At 70.6% G+C, this 16,464-nt stretch carries 13 protein-coding genes; 7 read left to right on the forward strand and 6 right to left on the reverse strand.

Going from position 1 to position 16,464, the window contains the following annotated elements; translation table 11 throughout:
- Position 1: 1 nt before the first annotated feature.
- Positions 2-2,620 carry a bifunctional GNAT family N-acetyltransferase/acetate--CoA ligase family protein gene (locus tag AB0B90_RS24665; protein WP_350945963.1) on the reverse strand — a complete coding sequence of 873 codons (2,619 nt, stop codon included), beginning with the start codon at positions 2,618-2,620 and terminating at the stop codon, positions 2-4.
- 211 nt (positions 2,621-2,831) lie between these two features.
- Here AB0B90_RS24665 and AB0B90_RS24670 point away from each other — a divergent pair, with 211 nt between their 5' ends.
- Positions 2,832-3,725, forward strand: coding sequence for a sugar kinase (locus AB0B90_RS24670; protein ID WP_350945962.1), 894 nt, complete (start codon positions 2,832-2,834; stop codon positions 3,723-3,725).
- A gap of 269 nt (positions 3,726-3,994) precedes the next feature.
- Positions 3,995-4,825 (forward strand): formate/nitrite transporter family protein, encoded by an 831-nt coding sequence (locus AB0B90_RS24675; protein WP_362924991.1) that lies wholly within the window; start codon positions 3,995-3,997, stop codon positions 4,823-4,825.
- 40 nt (positions 4,826-4,865) lie between these two features.
- On the opposite strand, the gene AB0B90_RS24680 is transcribed toward AB0B90_RS24675, so the two are convergent.
- Positions 4,866-6,935: a RecQ family ATP-dependent DNA helicase gene (locus AB0B90_RS24680; protein WP_350946111.1), complete on the reverse strand. Its 2,070-nt coding sequence runs from the start codon at positions 6,933-6,935 to the stop codon at positions 4,866-4,868.
- A 135-nt stretch (positions 6,936-7,070) separates the two neighbouring features.
- On the opposite strand from AB0B90_RS24680, the gene AB0B90_RS24685 reads away from it, so the two are divergent.
- Positions 7,071-7,718 carry a GNAT family N-acetyltransferase gene (locus AB0B90_RS24685; RefSeq protein WP_350945960.1) on the forward strand — a complete coding sequence of 216 codons (648 nt, stop codon included), beginning with the start codon at positions 7,071-7,073 and terminating at the stop codon, positions 7,716-7,718.
- A 215-nt stretch (positions 7,719-7,933) separates the two neighbouring features.
- The gene (locus AB0B90_RS24690; RefSeq protein ID WP_350945959.1) at positions 7,934-10,426 is read left to right on the forward strand and encodes a DNA topoisomerase IV subunit A; all 2,493 of its coding nucleotides are present in this window, start codon (positions 7,934-7,936) and stop codon (positions 10,424-10,426) included.
- 190 nt (positions 10,427-10,616) lie between these two features.
- On the opposite strand, the gene AB0B90_RS24695 is transcribed toward AB0B90_RS24690, so the two are convergent.
- Together AB0B90_RS24695 and AB0B90_RS24700 are read right to left on the reverse strand one after the other, a co-directional pair.
- Positions 10,617-10,982, reverse strand: coding sequence for a VOC family protein (locus tag AB0B90_RS24695; RefSeq protein WP_350945958.1), 366 nt, complete (start codon positions 10,980-10,982; stop codon positions 10,617-10,619).
- A gap of 164 nt (positions 10,983-11,146) precedes the next feature.
- Positions 11,147-11,464, reverse strand: a complete 318-nt coding sequence (locus tag AB0B90_RS24700) for a hypothetical protein (protein WP_350945957.1) — start codon at positions 11,462-11,464, stop codon at positions 11,147-11,149.
- Between the two features lie 167 nt (positions 11,465-11,631).
- Here AB0B90_RS24700 and AB0B90_RS24705 point away from each other — a divergent pair, with 167 nt between their 5' ends.
- Positions 11,632-12,126, forward strand: coding sequence for a carbonic anhydrase (locus AB0B90_RS24705; RefSeq protein ID WP_350945956.1), 495 nt, complete (start codon positions 11,632-11,634; stop codon positions 12,124-12,126).
- Positions 12,127-12,394: 268 nt separating this feature from the next.
- On the opposite strand, the gene AB0B90_RS24710 is transcribed toward AB0B90_RS24705, so the two are convergent.
- On the reverse strand, positions 12,395-14,467 hold the full coding sequence (locus AB0B90_RS24710; protein WP_350945955.1) for a DNA topoisomerase IV subunit B: 2,073 nt from the start codon (positions 14,465-14,467) through the stop codon (positions 12,395-12,397).
- 240 nt (positions 14,468-14,707) lie between these two features.
- On the opposite strand from AB0B90_RS24710, the gene AB0B90_RS24715 reads away from it, so the two are divergent.
- Positions 14,708-14,938: a hypothetical protein gene (locus AB0B90_RS24715; protein ID WP_350945954.1), complete on the forward strand. Its 231-nt coding sequence runs from the start codon at positions 14,708-14,710 to the stop codon at positions 14,936-14,938.
- A 17-nt stretch (positions 14,939-14,955) separates the two neighbouring features.
- Here AB0B90_RS24715 and AB0B90_RS24720 read toward each other — a convergent pair whose 3' ends face one another.
- Positions 14,956-15,666, reverse strand: a complete 711-nt coding sequence (locus tag AB0B90_RS24720) for a GNAT family N-acetyltransferase (RefSeq protein WP_350945953.1) — start codon at positions 15,664-15,666, stop codon at positions 14,956-14,958.
- Positions 15,667-15,712: 46 nt separating this feature from the next.
- On the opposite strand from AB0B90_RS24720, the gene AB0B90_RS24725 reads away from it, so the two are divergent.
- Positions 15,713-16,453 carry a peroxide stress protein YaaA gene (locus AB0B90_RS24725; RefSeq protein WP_362924996.1) on the forward strand — a complete coding sequence of 247 codons (741 nt, stop codon included), beginning with the start codon at positions 15,713-15,715 and terminating at the stop codon, positions 16,451-16,453.
- Positions 16,454-16,464 lie beyond the last annotated feature (11 nt).

The raw sequence follows: 16,464 nt of genomic DNA on the forward strand, positions 1-16,464 counted from the left end.
GCTAGCCGAGGCGCCGGGGACCGCCGTCCGGGCGCGGGCCCTCGTGACTACGGAGCACGGCACGGGCACCCAGCACGATCACCTCCGACTCTCCCACCAGCACCGGGTCCAGGGTGAGCCGCGCCACCTCGGGAAGATCGTCCGCCAGCCGCCCGAGCCGGACCAGCAGGTCCTCCAGTGCCTCGACGGCGACCGGCGGGTAGCCGTACTCGCCCAGAAGAAGGGGCGCGGCGCGCGGCGACCTCACCAGCGCCGCGGCGTCCTCCCCGGTCAGCGGGGCCAGACGGTAGGCCTCGTCGCGCAGCAACCGCGCGGTGATCTCGCCGAGCCCGAAGGAGACCACCGCGCCGAAGGCGGGGTCGTCCATCACGCCGGCCACGGTCGGCACCGCGGGCTGCGGGGCCATACGCTGCACCGCGAGCACGGCACCGGGTTCGAGCTGGCGCTTCAGGTCGGCGTAGGCGTCACGCACCCCGTCGGGACCGGACAGCCCGAGGCGTACGGTCCCGGCACGCTTGGCCGCCTCGGGACCCGCGGCCTTCAGCACGACCGGCCAGCCGAGCTTCGACGCCACCTTGACCGCCTCCCGCGGCGACCCCACCGTCTGCGACGGCCAGACCTCCACCCCGTAGCAGGCGAGCAGTTCCGACGCGTCGATCTCGGCACGGGCGTCCGCGAGCGTCGCGAGCACGAGGTCCCGCGCGGCGCCGGAGTCGATGCCCTCGATCTCCTCGGGCAGTCCCGCGGGCTGCTCCAGCCAGCGCGCGTGCCGCACGACGTGGGCGAGCGCTCGGACCGCCTCCTCCGGTGCGGCGTACGAGGGGATGGAGCCCCTGCCGGGTGCGGTGCCGACCCGCAGCTCGTCGAGCATGCCGATCCTGCCCTCGAAGGTGGCGAGCACCGGTTTGCCGCAGTCGCGGGAGGCGCGCAGCAACTCGGCGGCGACCTCCGCCCCGTCGCCGGGGATGGGCGGCATGTAGATCGCGACCACGGCGTCCACGTCCGGGATCACCGAGGTGAGCGCCGTGCCGAACTCCTCCGCGCAGGCCCGCGCGCCGAGGTTGACCGGCGGGCGGGGCTCCAGGCCCACCCGCACGCAGGCGTCGGCCGCGAGGAGCGCCATCGCGTCGGAGTTGCTGACCAGTCCCACCCTGGGCCCGGCGGGCAGCGGCTGGTAGGCGAGCAGCTGCGCCACGTCGAACTGCTGGATCAGGTCGTCGACCCTGATCACCCCCGCCTGCTCGAACAGCGCGCTGAGCGCGGTGTCCGGCAGGCCGAGCACGGGTGCCGCGTGGCCGGTGGGCACGTTCTGGGTGGTACCACCGCTTTTGACGACCACGATCGGCTTGCGGCGCGAGATGCGCCGCGCGAGGCGGGCGAACTTGCGCGGATTTCCCAGCGACTCCAGGTAGAGCAGGATCACGTCGGTCCGCGGGTCCTCCTCCCAGTACTGCAGCAGGTCGTTGCCCGACACGTCGGCGCGGTTGCCCGCCGAGACGAACGAGGAGATGCCCATGCCGCGCTGGGCCACCCGCTGCAGCAGCGCGGTGCCCAGGGCGCCCGACTGGCTGAAGAACCCGACCCGCCCGAGGCCGGGGAGGGTGGCGGCGAGCGTGGCGTTCAGCCGTATCGCGGGGTCGGTGTTGGCGATGCCGAGGCAGTTGGGACCGACGACCCGCAGGCCGTACGCGCGGGCGATGCGCGCCAGCTCGTCCTGCCTCGCCCGGCCCTCCCGACCGGTCTCCCCGAATCCGGAGGAGACCACGATCAGCCCGCGTACGCCCTTCTCAGCACACTCCTTGACCACGTCGATCACCCCGTCGGCGGGCACCGCGAGCACGGCGAGGTCCACCTCGCCGTCGATGGCCGTCACGCTCGGATAGGCCCGCACCCCCGCGACGGCCCGCGCCTCGCGGTGCACGGGGTAGACCGGGCCGGTGAAGTCGGCGCCGAGCAGGTTGCGCAACACGGTCTGGCCGACGCCGCCCGGTTCCCGGCCCGCTCCCACGACCGCCACCGAACCGGGTGAGAGCAACCGCTCGATGGAACGGGACTCGGCACGGTGCTCGCGGGAGGCGGTCACCTCCTGGGCGGTCTCGGTCGGGGTGAGGTCGAGGGTCATCCTCACCACGCCGTCGGCGAAGCGGCTCTGCGCGGTGTAGCCGACCTGCTTGAGCACCGCCATCATCTTCTGGTTGGCGGGCAGCACGTCGGCGACGAAGCGGGCGATCCCCTTCTCCCTCGCGGTGGCGGCCAGGTGTTCCAGGAGCACGGAGGCGACTCCTCGGCCCTGGTGGGCGTCCTCGACGAGGAAGGCGACCTCCGCCTCACCGGGCTCGATCCGGTCGTAGCGGATGACCGCCACCATCTCGGTGCCGATCGTGGCGATCAACGCCACCCGGCTGTCGTAGTCGACGTTGGTGAACCAGGTGATCTCCCGCTCCGACAGCCGCGGCCGGGGGCCGAAGAAGCGGAAGTAGATCGACTCGTCGGACAACCGACCGTAGAAGGAACGCAACCGGTCGGCGTCGGCGGGCCGAATCGGGCGTACGTGGGCGGTTCCACCGTCCGACAGAACGACGTCCGCCTCCCAGTGAGCGGGATACTGAGCAGCCTCCACAGTCCCGAGAGTAGACGTGAATCTCACATAACAGACCACTCGGGCGAATTCGCGCAACGCTTGTGCATCGACTGTGGTGCGGTGTCCGGTCAAGGCCCCATACGCTGGCCGGAAGCTGTTAAGTTTTTCGCGGTTACAGGCACAGCCAGAGGTATGGCTTGAAGCATGTCTAGAGGCAGGTCGGCATCGAAGGCAGCAAGGTGGTGACATCATGACGCGGGTGGTCGTGGTGGGCGATCTCATGACCGACGCGGTCGCGCGGGCTCGCTACCCGCTGGCCCGGGCCAGTGACACACCGGCGATCGTCACCATGCACGGCGGTGGTTCGGGTGCCAACATCGCCTCCTGGCTCGCCGTCGAGGGCACCGAGGTCGCCTTCATCGGGCGGCGCGGCGCCGACATCACGGGCCGTAACCGCGACATGGAGCTGATGGGGTACGGCGTCGACGCCCGTCTCGTCATGGATCCCGAGCGCCCGACCGGCACCTGCGTGGTGCTCGTCACCCACAAGGGCGAGCGCACCATGCTGTCCGACCCCGGCGCGAACGCGGCGCTGTCGCCCGAGGACCTGCCCCGCGACCTGTTCTCCCAGGGCGGGCACCTGCACCTGTCCGGCTACACCCTGATCAACGAGGGCTCCCGCGACGCGGGCAGGGCCGCCCTGGAGATGGCCCGCCGTGCGGGGATGTCCGTCTCGGTCGACTGCTCCTCCTCCGCTCCCCTGGAGCGCACCGGTGCCGAGCCCTTCCTGGAGTGGACGCAGAGCGCCAAGCTGCTGTTCGCCAACGCCGACCAGGCGAAGGTCCTGACCGGCCGCGACGACCCCTCCGCGGCCGCCAAGGTCCTCACCGCCTGGTTCCCGCAGGTCGTCGTCAAGCTCCGCGACGAGGGCGCGCTCTGGTACGCCAACAACCGCCCCGAACCGATCCAGGTCCCCGCCGAGGCCATCGAGCGCGTGGTCGACGGCACCGGCGCCGGTGACGCCTTCACCGCGGGCTTCCTCCCGGCATGGCTGGGCGGCAAGCCCCCGGCCGAGGCCCTCGCCTCCGGCTGCCACCTCGCCTCCCGGGCCATCTCGCACCTCGGCGCCCGCCCTCGCCTCTGACCCGTCCCGCGCGGGTTCACCGATCTCGGACGTGCGGCGGACCCGGTCCCGCGTTCCGCATATGCCCCGGCCCACCCCGAGGCGACCGTCAGCCGCACCGATCGGACATCGCCGCCGAAGCGCGACGACGCGGCACGCGCTCACCATCACGGATCGGAACGTCGGGTTCGAAGGGTCCTTGGCCGGGCTCACGACCACCCGCCGTTATTGGCTGTTCCATTGTTCTCCGAGGTCGGAGTGGCGACTGGCGCACGGGGCATGCCGTCTCGGTGAGCGAGCCTTCGGAGTCCGGTCATCGCCATGACGACGGGCTGACGCAGCCTCCGGTGGAGCCGGAGCCCGAGCTTGAGGACGCCTTCGACCGTCTGGTCAACGAGGGTTCCGCGCGGCTGGCCCGGCCGTGGCCGACACTGGTGGTGACCGGCCTGCTGGGCGGGATCGACGTCGGTACCGGGGTGCTGGCGTACCTGCTGGTCAAGGAGGCGACCGGGTCGGCGATTCTGGCCGGGTCGGCGTTCAGCATCGGTTTCGTCGCGCTGTTGCTGGCCCGTAGCGAGTTGTTCACCGAAAACTTCCTGGTACCGGTGGCCGCGGTCGCGGCCCGCCACGGATCTTTGAGTGGACTGGCCAGGTTGTGGGCGGTGTCACTGGTGGCCAACCTGGCCGGCGGGTGGGGAATCGCCTGGTTGATCATGCAGGCCTTTCCCGGGCTGCATCCGACCGCCGTGGAGGCCGGCACCCACTTCGCGGCTCTGGGGACGAACCTGCGTTCGTTCTCTCTCGCGGTGCTGGCCGGCATGGTGATCACGTTGATGACCCGGATGCAGCACGCCACCGACGATCTCGGGGTCCGGTTGGTGCCCGCCGTGTTGTTCGGCGCTCTGCTGGCCGGCGGTCAGCTGTTCCACAGCGTGCTGGACTCGATCCTGATGTTCACCGCCCTGATCACCGGCCAGGCTCCGTTCGGTTACCTGGACTGGCTGGCGGCGTTGGGCTGGGCCGTCATGGGCAACCTCGTCGGCGGTGTCGGGCTGGTGACCTTCCTGCGGCTGGCGCGGGTGCCGCACCGCCTCGCCGAGGAACGCGGCCACCACGGCTGACAGCGTGACACGGCAGTCCACCGGACCGGACTCACTCCTCCTAGCTGGTGACCGCGAGGGCGAGGGGCAGCACGGCGGGGGCTCCGGCATGACGGAGCATCGCGGCTCCCAGCGTCATCGTCCATCCGGTGTCGACCAGGTCGTCGACGAGCAGGATCGGGCCTCCGGCCCCGGCGACGGCCGCGCCCAGGGCGGCGGGCATGGCGAGGGTGCCCCGGATCGCCTGGACGCGCTGCGCGCTGTTGAACTGCCGTCCGGGCGAGCCCGACCGATAACCGAGGTCGCCCAGGTAGGACAGGCGCCCCACCTGGGCGAGCCGCTCGGCCAGGCCGCGGACGAGCTGGGGACGGCTTCCCGAGGGCACCGCGACGACGCCGACCGGTCGCTGTGCCCACTCCCAGGACGAGAGCACCTTGATCACGGCGGCGAAGACGTCGTCGGGGATCGGCCCGTCGGGGGCGCCGTCGGCGAGGAGACCGCGCAGGCGGTTGCCCCAGCCGATGTCGGTGAGCCTGCCCAGCACCCTGCCCGGCTCGGCACCCAGCTCCGGCTTGATCCTGCCCTTGAGGTCGGCCAGCCCGGTCGGCCACTGCCTGCGGGCCTCGATGTCCACTCCGGGCCGCTGGAGCCGGTCGGCGGCCGACCGTACGGCCCGCTCGTCCACCTCTGGCGAGCGGTGGCCGCCGGTGCAGTTGTCGCAGCGTCCGCAGGCTGAGGCGGTGTCGTCGTCGAGACGGCGGCGCAGGAACTCCTCACGGCAGCCGGTGGTGTCGAGGTAGTCGAGCATGGCCCGCTGCTCGGCCTCCCGCTCGGCGGCGACCCTGGCGTAGCGGGGGGCGTCGTACGCCCAGGGCTCGCCGGTGGACTCCCAGCCGCCCTTGACCCGGCGCACCGCGCCGTCGACGTCGAGGACCTTCAGCATCGTCTCCAGGCGGCTCCTGCTGAGGTCCACCCGGTTCTCCAGGGCGGCCGTGGACATCACGCCGCCCTCCTCGAGCGCGGCCAGCACGGCGCGCACCACGGGCTCGGGAGGGAAGGCCAGCGAGGCGAAATACGCCCAGATGTCGCGGTCCTCCGCGCCGGGCAGCAGGATCACCTCGGCACGCTCGACCCCTCGGCCCGCACGGCCGACCTGCTGGTAGTAGGCCACCGGGGACTGCGGTGCGCCGACGTGCACGACGAAGCCGAGGTCGGGCTTGTCGTAGCCCATACCGAGCGCGGAGGTCGCGACCAGCGCCTTGATCTTGTTGTCCAGCAACGCCTGCTCGGCGGCGAGCCGCTCGGCCTGCTCGGTCTGCCCCGAATAGGCGATCACCTCATGGCCCTGCTCACGCAGGTAGGCGGCGATCTCCTGGGCCGCGGCCACGGTGAGCGTGTAGACGATGCCGGAGCCCGGGAGCTCGTGCAGCGTCTGGGCGAGCCAGGCCAGACGCTGCTCGGCGCCGCGCAGGCGCACCACCCCCAGGTGGAGGCTGTCGCGCTCCAGCGCGCCGCGCAGCACGAGCGTCTCCTCGCCCATCTGCTCCGCGACGTCGCGGGTGACCCTGGCGTTGGCCGTGGCGGTGGTCGCGAGGATCGGCACGCCCTCGGTGAGCTCCTCGAACAGCGTGCGCAACCGCCGGTAGTCGGGACGGAAGTCGTGACCCCAGTCGGAGATGCAGTGGGCCTCGTCGACCACGATCAGGCCCGCGCTCTCGGCCAGCTCGGGCAGCACGTGGTCGCGGAAGTCGGGGTTGTTGAGCCGCTCGGGACTGACGAGCAGCACGTCGACCGCCCCCTCGGCGACCTGGTTGTAGACCTGCTCCCACTCCTCGGGGTTGGCGGAGTTGACCGTGACCGCGGTGATTCCGGCGCGCTCGGCGGCGGCGATCTGGTTGCGCATCAGGGCCAGCAACGGTGAGACGATGACGGTCGGCCCCTCGCCCAGCTCGCGCAGGAGCGCGGTGGCGATGAAGTAGACCGCCGACTTGCCCCAGCCGGTGCGCTGCACCACGAGCACCCGGCGCCGGTCCATCACCAGCGCCTTGATCGCCGCCCACTGGTCCTCGCGCAGCCGGGCGTGCTCCCCGGCGAGCGCCCGCAGCCGCTCCTCGGCCTCTTCCCGCAGCATCAGCTCTTCGCTCACCCGGTCATTCGTACCAGGTCTCGCCGACTGTTTTCCCCCGGTACGACACACGCGTGCCGTCGCGCGAGGTCGGGAGCTGGGGACCTGACGGGCTCCGCGCCGTGATTTGATGCATCCACTATGGACGTCACCACCTGGTATCTCGAACAGACCTCCCGCTCGGACCTGCTGCCCGCCAAACCTCCGTCGGTCGAGGTCGACATCGTCCGCGCCGAGCTGCCCTCGCCCGAGTTCAGCCGGTTCCTCACCACGGCCGTCGGCGGAGACTGGCACTGGACCAACAAGCTTCCGTGGACCTGGGACGAGTGGGCCGACTGGCTAGCCGGGGGCGTGGAGACCTGGGTGGCCTACCATCGCGGCACCCCCGCGGGCTTCGTCGAACTCGCCCCCCAGGACGACGCGGCGGTCGAGATCACCTCCTTCGGCCTCCTGGCGTGGGCGATCGGCCAGGGCATCGGCGGTCACCTGCTGGAGGTCGGCACGGCCAGGGCCTGGGACCTGGCCGACCGGCAGCCGGAGCGGGAGCCGACCCGGCGGGTGTGGCTGCACACCTGCTCACTTGACAGCCCGGTGGCTCTCGCGAACTATCGGGCGCGCGGTTTCAGGGTCTACGACACCAGGGTGAACGTGCCCGGCGACGAACACGAGGGCGAGACCCCCGGTCCCTGGCCGGGAGCCGGTCCTCGGACCCGCGTTCTTCCCGCCGCCCTCGGCAACCCGCCGGGACGGCCCCAGCACCTACGGGCGGACCGGCCGGAACGGCTCTGACACCCGCGGGCAGGCCGCAAGGCCCGGAAGTGTCGGATGGGCTGGGTATCGTATCGAGTCCCGGTACGATACCCGGTCGCCCCCGTCACCGGTCTCCCGCCGGACATCCCGGTCAAGGCTCCCCGGGGAGCCGGCGCCAACGGTTGGACCACGAAGACAGAAGGAGGATGCGCCTCCCCCCGCCTGACGGCCGGGGCGCGCGCGCAGGAAATCAGATGGCTCGACGGACGACCACACCCCCGACAGACGAGGGCTTCGAGGAGCGGATCGTCGACATCGACGTTTCCACCGAGATGCGCACCAGCTTCCTCGAATACGCATACTCGGTCATCTACCAGCGTGCGCTGCCGGACGCCAGAGACGGCCTCAAGCCGGTCCAGCGCCGCATCCTCTACTCGATGAGCGAGATGGGCCTGCGGCCCGACCGGGGCCACGTCAAGTCCTCGCGCGTCGTCGGCGACGTGATGGGCAAGCTGCACCCGCACGGCGACACCGCCATCTACGACGCGCTGGTCCGCATGGCCCAGCCGTTCTCGATGCGCCTGCCCCTCATCGACGGGCACGGCAACTTCGGCTCCCCCGACGACCTGCCCGCCGCGATGCGCTACACCGAGGCACGGCTCGCCTCGGCGGCGATGGCCGTGGTCCAGTCGATCGACGAGGACACGGTCGATTTCAAGCCCAACTACGACGGCCAGGAGACCGAGCCCACGGTCATGCCGTCGGCCTTCCCCAACCTGCTGGTCAACGGTGCCACCGGCATCGCGGTCGGCATGGCCACCAACATGGCTCCGCACAACCTCGTGGAGGTCGTCGCCGCCGCCCGCCACCTGATCAAGAAGCCGGACGCGACGCTCGACGACCTGATGCGGTTCGTCCCCGGCCCCGACCTGCCCACCGGCGGCACGATCATCGGTCTCGACGGCATCCGCGACGCGTACGCCAAGGGCAGGGGCACCTTCCGGATGCGCGCCAAGTGCGCCATCGAGCAGGTCAGCCCCCGCCGCAAGGGCATCGTCGTCACCGAGTTGCCCTTCAACGTCGGTCCCGAGCGGGTGGTCACCAAGATCAGGGAGCTGGTCACCGCCAAGAAGCTCCAGGGCATCTCCGATCTCAAGGACCTCAGCGACCGGCACAAGGGCCTCAGCCTGGTCATCGAGATCAAGAACGGCTTCATTCCCGAGGCCGTGCTGGAGGAGCTCTACCGGCTCACGCCGATGGAGGAGACCTTCGGCATCAACAACGTCGCCCTCGTCGACGGTGAGCCGCGCACGCTGGGCCTGCGCGAGCTGCTCCAGGTCTACGTCGACCACCGCATCGACGTGGTCCGCCGGCGCTCGCTGCACCGCCGGCGCAAGCGCGAGGAGCGCCTGCACCTCGTCGAGGGCCTCATCGTCGCCCTGCTCAACATCGACGAGGTCATCCAGGTCATCCGCTCCTCCGACAACTCCGCCCAGGCCCGCGAGCGCCTGATGGAGATCTTCGAGCTGTCGGAGATCCAGGCCAACTACATCCTCGACACCCCGCTGCGCCGCCTGACCCGCTACGACAAGCTGGAGCTCGACCGCGAGAGCCAGACCCTGCGCGACGAGATCGCCGAGCTGACCGCGATCCTGTCCTCCGACGACAGGCTCCGCAAGGTCGTCTCCGACGAGCTCGCCCAGGTCTCCAAGACCTTCGGCACCCCGCGCCGCACGGTGCTGCTGGAGTCCTCGGGGATCGCGAGAAACGTCTCGGTCCCCCTGGAGGTGGCCGACGACCCCTGCCTGGTGCTGTTCTCCTCCACCGGCCTGCTGGCCCGCACGTCCGACGCCTCGCCGCTGGCCGGTGACGGCGACCGCTCGGCCCACGACGTGCTGGTCTCCGTCGTGCGGAGCACGGTCAGAGGCGAGGTGGGCGTGGTCACCAACCAGGGGCGGATGATCCGGGTCCAGGTGGTCGACCTGCCCACACTGCCCCGTTCGAACAACCCGCCGTCGCTGTCGGGCGGCCACCCGGTCGCGGAGTACGTCACCTTCAATCCGGGCGAGACGGTCGTCGGCATCGGCTCGCTCGATCCCGAGGGGCCCGGCCTGGCCCTGGGCACGGCGCAGGGGGTGGTCAAGCGGGTCGTCCCCGACTACCCGGCCAATCGCGACGACTTCGAGGTGATCACCCTCAAGGAGGGTGACACCGTGGTGGGCGCGGTGGAGCTGGAGAGCGAGAACCACGATCTCGTCTTCATCACCTCCGAGGCCCAGCTGTTGCGCTACTCCGCCTCCGTCGTCCGCCCGCAGGGCCGCCCCGCGGGCGGCATGGCCGGTGTACGGCTGGACGGCGACGCCGTGGTGATCTGGTTCGGCGCGGTCGATCCCGCCCGCGAGTCACAGGTCGTGACGATCGCCGGTTCCTCCACGGCGCTTCCGGGCACCCAGATCGGCGGCGCCAAGATCTCCGACTTCGCCGAATACCCGCCGAAGGGCAGAGGCACCGGCGGGGTCCGCGTCCAGCGCTTCCTCAAGGGCGAAGACATCCTGCTGCTCGCCTGGGCCGGTCCCGGCCCGGCCCGCGCGGTCTCGGCCGTCGGCAAGCCCGTGCCGCTCCCCGAGGAGCTGGGCCGCCGTGACGGCTCCGGCGTACGGCTCACCCACACCGTGTCGGCCGTGGGCGGCGCTCTCGGCTCCGCAGGCGGCGAGGAGGGCTCCGGGACGACTCCCCCGCAGGAGTGACCCCCGCCCGCGAAAAGGCCCCGGAGCCCCCGCCTGACGGAGGGCTCCGGGGTTTCCGCGTGATCCCACGAGGCGGCCGGCGAGGTCTCCCCCGCGAAAAGCCCCCCGCGTCACGCGAGAGCAGTGGCGCGGAGTCCTTCCGCAGGAGGAGACACGATCGGCGCGGAGGCCCTGAGATCGCTCAGGACGGTCAGTCGACGCACAGGCAGAACGGGTGCCCGGCGGGGTCGAGAAAGACCCGGAAACCCTCGTCCTCGCCCGGCTGGTAGGGGTGTTTGGACGCGCCGAGCGCCAGCACCCCCTTTTCCGCCTCGTCGAAGTCCTCGACCGTCACATCGATGTGAAACTGCTGGGGCCGTTCTGCGGTGGGCCACTCCGGTGGCCGATAGTCGGGGACCCGCTGGAAGCAGAGCCGTCCCGGCCCGTCCCCGGTGACCACCACCCAGTCGTCCTCGACCCCGGTGACCTTCCAGCCCAGAAGGGCACTGTAGAAGTCGGCCAGCCGCCTGGGATCTGGACAGTCGAGAACGATCGACCTCAGCCGCGCGATTCCCATGATTCCTCCCGATCTTGACACCGGTGAAGACCTTATGGCGGTCTCATCGGAGGCTTCAAGTGCGTTTCGTGCCGACCTGGCCCGAGGGGCGGGACGCCGGCCCGGCGTCCCGCCCCTCGGGCCCGTTCCGTCTTTCCTCCACAGGCGGACCGAAACCCGGCACCTCAGATGAGCGCTCCCTGGAGCGCGAACCGGATCGCCATCAGCAACTGCCAGGGTTCACCGGACTCCCAGAAGCGGACGACCTTGGCCACCCGATCCGTCGGCTCGAACTCACCGGTCCCCTCCGGGCCGAAACACCCCGCCTCCACCAGGACGGCCACGAACGGGTCGTCGTCCTTCAGTGATCGGGCGTAAACCGCCGCGTCGAGCAGGGACAACGCCGAGCGCGCGTTGCGCCCCCCGTCCCTCGCCTCGACCCGGTCCAGCTTTCGCCTGCCCTGGTCACGAAGATAGTCGGCCAGGGATTCGATCCTGCTCATTCGCCCTCCCCACACATCCGGACTTCGGGTGACGACATCATGACCGAGTGTGAGCGACAGTGGTGGGATCTTGGTGAAGTCCTCACCCGGTGCGGCCCCGGCAACGCTCAGGAAACGGGCATGAAGCATCATTAGTCCGTTGACTGCGCCGACCGAGGGGTGCGTACGTGAGTGCTTTTGACGACCTGCTGACCGCCAACGAGGAGTTCTCCGCCGCCTTTACCGACACCGAGCTGACCGGTAGGGCCGCCCGCGGTCTCGCCGTGGTCACCTGCATGGACTCGCGGATCGATCCGCTGGGGCTCTTCGGCCTGAAGCCGGGGGACGCCAAGATCCTCCGCAACGCCGGGGCGAGGGTGACCGACGACGTCCTGCGCACGCTCGTCCTGGCGGTCAACCTGCTGGGGGTGGAGCGGGTGCTGGTCATGCCGCACACCGACTGCGGCATGACCAAGGTCACCGACGACGAGGTGCACGCGATCGCCGCCCGGCGCGGCGTCGACACCCGCAGCCTGGACTTCCACACCGTCCCCGACCAGGACGCGGCGCTCCGCCATGATCTCGTACGGATCAGGACGAGTCCGTTCCTGCCCGTGGGGATGCCGGTCGGCGGAGCCGTCTACGACGTGCGCACCGGCAAGTTGATGCCGGTCGACATCTGAGGGCCGGGGTCAGGCCCTCCTGATCCGGCCCCGGCGCGGGAAGCCGTCGCCGGCCCGGATCGACGCGTCGGCATCAGGCCCCGGCACGGGAACCGGCCGGGGCCTGATGCCGGTTTCGCGATTCCGCCCCGTCCGCGGCCTCTCGAAGACCCGGGGCACGATCGGCCTACCGCCGGCGCGTCCTGCCGACGGGGGACCGATCACCCGACCGGTGTGGATCCGGGCCCCCGCCCGGACATTCCCCCTGAAAATCACCCCTCGGCGATGATCACGCGTCGATGTGGTCGCGGTCGATCTCGGCCGCGCTGCTCACGATGAACTCCCGGCGCGGTGCCACGTCGCTGCCCATCAGGAGGGCGAAGATGCGCTCGGCCTCCTCGATGTCCTCGATGCGGACCCGGCGCAGGGTGCGGTGGCGGGGCTCCATCGTCGTCTCGGCCAGCTGGTCGGCGTCCATCTCACCCAGGCCCTTGTAGCGCTGGACCGGGTCCTTCCAGCGCTTGCCCCGGCGCTCCAGGTCGCGCAGCACCCGGTGCAACTCGGCGTCGGAGTAGCAGTAGACGTACTTGCCGTGACCGCGCGTGGGGTTGATGACCTCGATGCGATGCAACGGCGGCACGGCGGCGAAGACGCGCCCGGCCTCGACCATCGGCTTCATGTAGCGGTGGAACAGCGTCAGCAGGAGGCAGCGGATGTGCGCCCCGTCGACGTCGGCGTCGGCCATCAGGATGACCTTGCCGTAGCGGGCGGCCTCGATGTCGAAGGATCGGCCGGAACCCGCGCCGATGACCTGGATGATCGCTGCGCACTCGGCGTTCTTGAGCATGTCGGCGACGGACGCCTTCTGCACGTTCAAGATCTTGCCCCGGATCGGCAGCAGCGCCTGGAACTCCGAGTTTCTGGCCGCGCGGGCGGTGCCCAGCGCCGAGTCGCCCTCGACGATGAACAGCTCGCTGCGGTCGACCTCGTCACTGCGGCAGTCGACCAGCTTGGCGGGGAGCGCCGAGTTCTCCAGGGCGGTCTTGCGGCGCTGGTTGTCGCGGTGCTCCCGAGCGGCGATGCGGGCCTTGGCCGCCGCGACGATCTTCTCCAGGACCGCGCGGAGCTGCGCCTTGGCGTTGCGCGGCGGGTTGGCGAGCAGTTCCTTGAGCTCTCGTGAGACGACGTGGGCGACGATCCTGGAGGCCGCCGAGGTGCCCAGGACCTCCTTGGTCTGCCCCTCGAACTGCGGCTCGGGCACCCGGACGGTCACCACGGCGGTGAGCCCCTCCATGATGTCCTCGCGGGTCACGGGGGCGTCGCCGTTCTTGAGCAGGCGGGTCTCGCGCAGCTGCTCGTTCAGGGTGCGGACGAGAGCGCGCTCGAAGCCGTTGACGTGGGTGCCACCCTTGGGGGTGGCGATCACGTTGACGAAGGAACGGACGGTGCTGTCGTAGCCCTTGCCCCAGCGCACCGCCACGTCGACGGTGAGCTCCCGCTGGACCTCGGTCGGGGTCATGTGCCCCAGGTCGTCGAGGACCGGGACGGTCTCGCGGAAGTGACCGGCGCCCTGCAGGCGCAGCACGTCGCAGACGGCCTCGTCGCGGGCGAGGAACTCGGTGAACTCCGAGATGCCGCCGTCGAAGTGGAACTCCTCCTCGGCGACCTCCTCTCCGCGGCTGTCGCGCACGGCCAGGGTCAGGCCGGGGACCAGGAACGCGGTCTGGCGGAGGCGGACGTGGATCTCGTCGAGGGAGACCTCGGCCTCGGGGAGGAAGATCTGGTGGTCGACCCAGAAGCGCACGCGGGTGCCGGTGACCTTCTTCGCCACGCTGCCGCCGTCGCGCAGCCCGGACTTCTTCTTGAACTTGGCCTTGGGGCCGTCGCCGTCGAAGACGCCAGGGACGCCCCTGCGGAAGCTGATCTCGTGGATCCGGCCCTCGCGGTCGACCTCCACGTCCAGCCGCGAGGACAGGGCGTTGACGACGGAGGCACCGACGCCGTGCAGACCGCCCGAGGCGCCGTAGGAGCCGCCGCCGAACTTCCCGCCCGCGTGGAGCTTGGTGTAGACGAGCTCCACGCCCGCCAGGCCGCTCTTGGGCTCGATGTCGACCGGGATGCCCCGGCCGTTGTCGCGGACCTCGATGGAGCCGTCGGGGTGAAGCTCGACCTCGATGCGATCGCAGTAACCGGCCAGGGCCTCGTCGACCCCGTTGTCCACGATCTCCCAGAGGCAGTGCATGAGACCGCGACTGTCGGTCGACCCGATATACATGCCTGGACGCTTGCGGACGGCTTCGAGACCCTCCAGCACCGACAGGTGGCGGGCCGTATAGCCCGTCTCCGCGCTAACTGCGGTCACGCCCACTCCCACTCTGTCGAACACGTGTGCGCAGCTTACCGTTCTTCCCACCGCGACGGGTACAAGCTTGCCATCCGGTGGGTTCGTACGTTACATCCGGTGTGATCATCGTTACTTTCGGACACTTTCCGCTCTGGGCGTAGCAGGGGGTCGGTTGGGAACGTTCGTATCGGGTTAGATGTTCTCTCAAGTGACTGACGCCAGATCCTCCACCTCAGGGGATGACCTGAAAGGCGATACGTGACTGGAACCCTCGCCCCCGCCAAGCAGCTCACAGCTGCTGACCGCTGTGACCGGTGCGGCGCCCAGGCTTACATCCGCGCGACCCTGCCCGTGGGCGGGGAGCTGCTGTTCTGCGCCCATCACGGGCGGCAGCACGTGGCCGTGCTGAGAGACAAGGGCGCCATCATCCAGGACGAGTCCGCTCGTCTCAGCGACACCCCGGCAACGGCAGGCAACGACGAACGATAACCAGACGAATGGAGCCATCATCGGACCCGATAGTGATATCGGGCCGCCACCGTGAAGCCCTGCCGCTCGTAGAGCGTCCTGGCAGCGGTGTTCGACTCCACGACGACTAAATATGCCCGCTGTGTGCCCTGCGCCCGCGCATGCGAGAGCAGGGCACGCAACACCCTCCGTCCATGGCCCCTGCGCCGCGCGTGCGGCATCACAGCCATGGAGTAGATCCCGAACCACTCCCCCTGGACCACACCCCGCCCGACGGCATCTCCGCCGAGCGAGGCGTATACCGCGGGCACGCCGGTGAGGATTCGCGCGGCCGTCGGCAGACCGTCGCCACCGAACCTCCCGTCCACGCTCCACCAGGCGTCCAACCACGCCTGTGAGGGCATCTCAGCGAGCTCGACCCCCTCTTCGGACCCTCCCCCGGGCCCGAGGCGCGCCGTCATGACCAGTGTGGGATCCACCACCCCGTAGCCGCGCGCCTCCAGCGACGCGTCCAGACCCGGCGTGGCCCCGCCTCCCACGGAGAAGACGCAGGGCAGCCCTCGGTCGGCATAGAACTTCTCGGCCCCCTCGATGGCCGCCTCCAGGTCCCCGGGCTCGCCCAGCGGCAGCACGGAGTTGGCCCGCTTGGTCACCCCGTTCGCGGCGCGCAGCGTCCAGCACCCGGCCTCCACCCGTTGGAGCGCCGGCCATGCCTGGTCGACCAGCCGGTCGAAGGCCTCATCGATCATGCTGAAGGATCCTAACTCCCCGATCGCCCCACTACGCTCGGCGACTGTGCTGATTCTGCTGCCTCCATCCGAGGGAAAGGCCGCGCGGGGCGACGGCCCCGCCCTCGACCTGTCCCGGTTGAGTTTTCCCGCCCTCGGCCCGCCCAGGGAACTCGTCCTGGAAGCGCTCATCGCGCTGTGCCGGGGACCGGCCGCGCGGGATGTGCTCGGCCTGTCGCCGGGACAGGCCGGTGAGGTCGGCGGAAACCTGCTTCTGCGGACCGCGCCGGCACTGGCCGCGGCCGACCTGTACACCGGCGTGCTCTACGACAACCTCGGCCTGGCCTCGCTCTCCTCTCAGGCGGCGGCGCGGGCCTCGGAGAGCCTGCTGATCTTCTCCGGCCTCTGGGGCCTGCTGCGGGTCGGCGACCGCGTGCCGCCCTACCGGCTGTCGATGGGGGTGCGGCTGCCGCCGCTCGGCGGCCTGGGCGCCTTCTGGCGCCGGTCGGTCACCCCCCTGCTCGACACCGAACCCGGCCTCGTCGTGGACCTGCGCTCCAGCACGTACGCGGCCGCGTGGCGGCCAGGCGGCCGGGCGGTGGCGGTACGGGTGCTCAGGGACGGGAAGGTGGTCAGCCACATGGCCAAGGCCACCCGCGGCATGATCGCCCGCTCCCTGCTGGAAAGCGGAGCCGATCCGGAGAGCCCCGAGGAGCTCGTCAAGGTTCTGGATCACCTCGGCCACTCCGTCGTCCTCCACGCCCCGCCCACGGGGAACCGTTCGTGGACACTCGACATCGTGACATGACGCGCCGCGGG

It is taken from the genome of Streptosporangium sp. NPDC049078 (assembly GCF_040648855.1).
Taxonomy (GTDB): Bacteria; Actinomycetota; Actinomycetes; order Streptosporangiales; family Streptosporangiaceae; genus Streptosporangium.

Excerpts from the sequence above, each read along its gene's own strand:
- AB0B90_RS24670 (WP_350945962.1), top strand. The coding sequence starts at position 2,832 with ATGACGCGGGTGGTCGTGGTGGGCGATCTCATGACCGACGCGGTCGCG.
- AB0B90_RS24680 (WP_350946111.1), bottom strand. The coding sequence starts at position 6,935 with ATGCTGCGGGAAGAGGCCGAGGAGCGGCTGCGGGCGCTCGCCGGGGAG.
- AB0B90_RS24685 (WP_350945960.1), top strand. The coding sequence starts at position 7,071 with ATGGACGTCACCACCTGGTATCTCGAACAGACCTCCCGCTCGGACCTG.
- AB0B90_RS24690 (WP_350945959.1), top strand. The coding sequence starts at position 7,934 with ATGGCTCGACGGACGACCACACCCCCGACAGACGAGGGCTTCGAGGAG.
- AB0B90_RS24695 (WP_350945958.1), bottom strand. The coding sequence starts at position 10,982 with ATGGGAATCGCGCGGCTGAGGTCGATCGTTCTCGACTGTCCAGATCCC.
- AB0B90_RS24700 (WP_350945957.1), bottom strand. The coding sequence starts at position 11,464 with ATGAGCAGGATCGAATCCCTGGCCGACTATCTTCGTGACCAGGGCAGG.
- AB0B90_RS24720 (WP_350945953.1), bottom strand. The coding sequence starts at position 15,666 with ATGATCGATGAGGCCTTCGACCGGCTGGTCGACCAGGCATGGCCGGCG.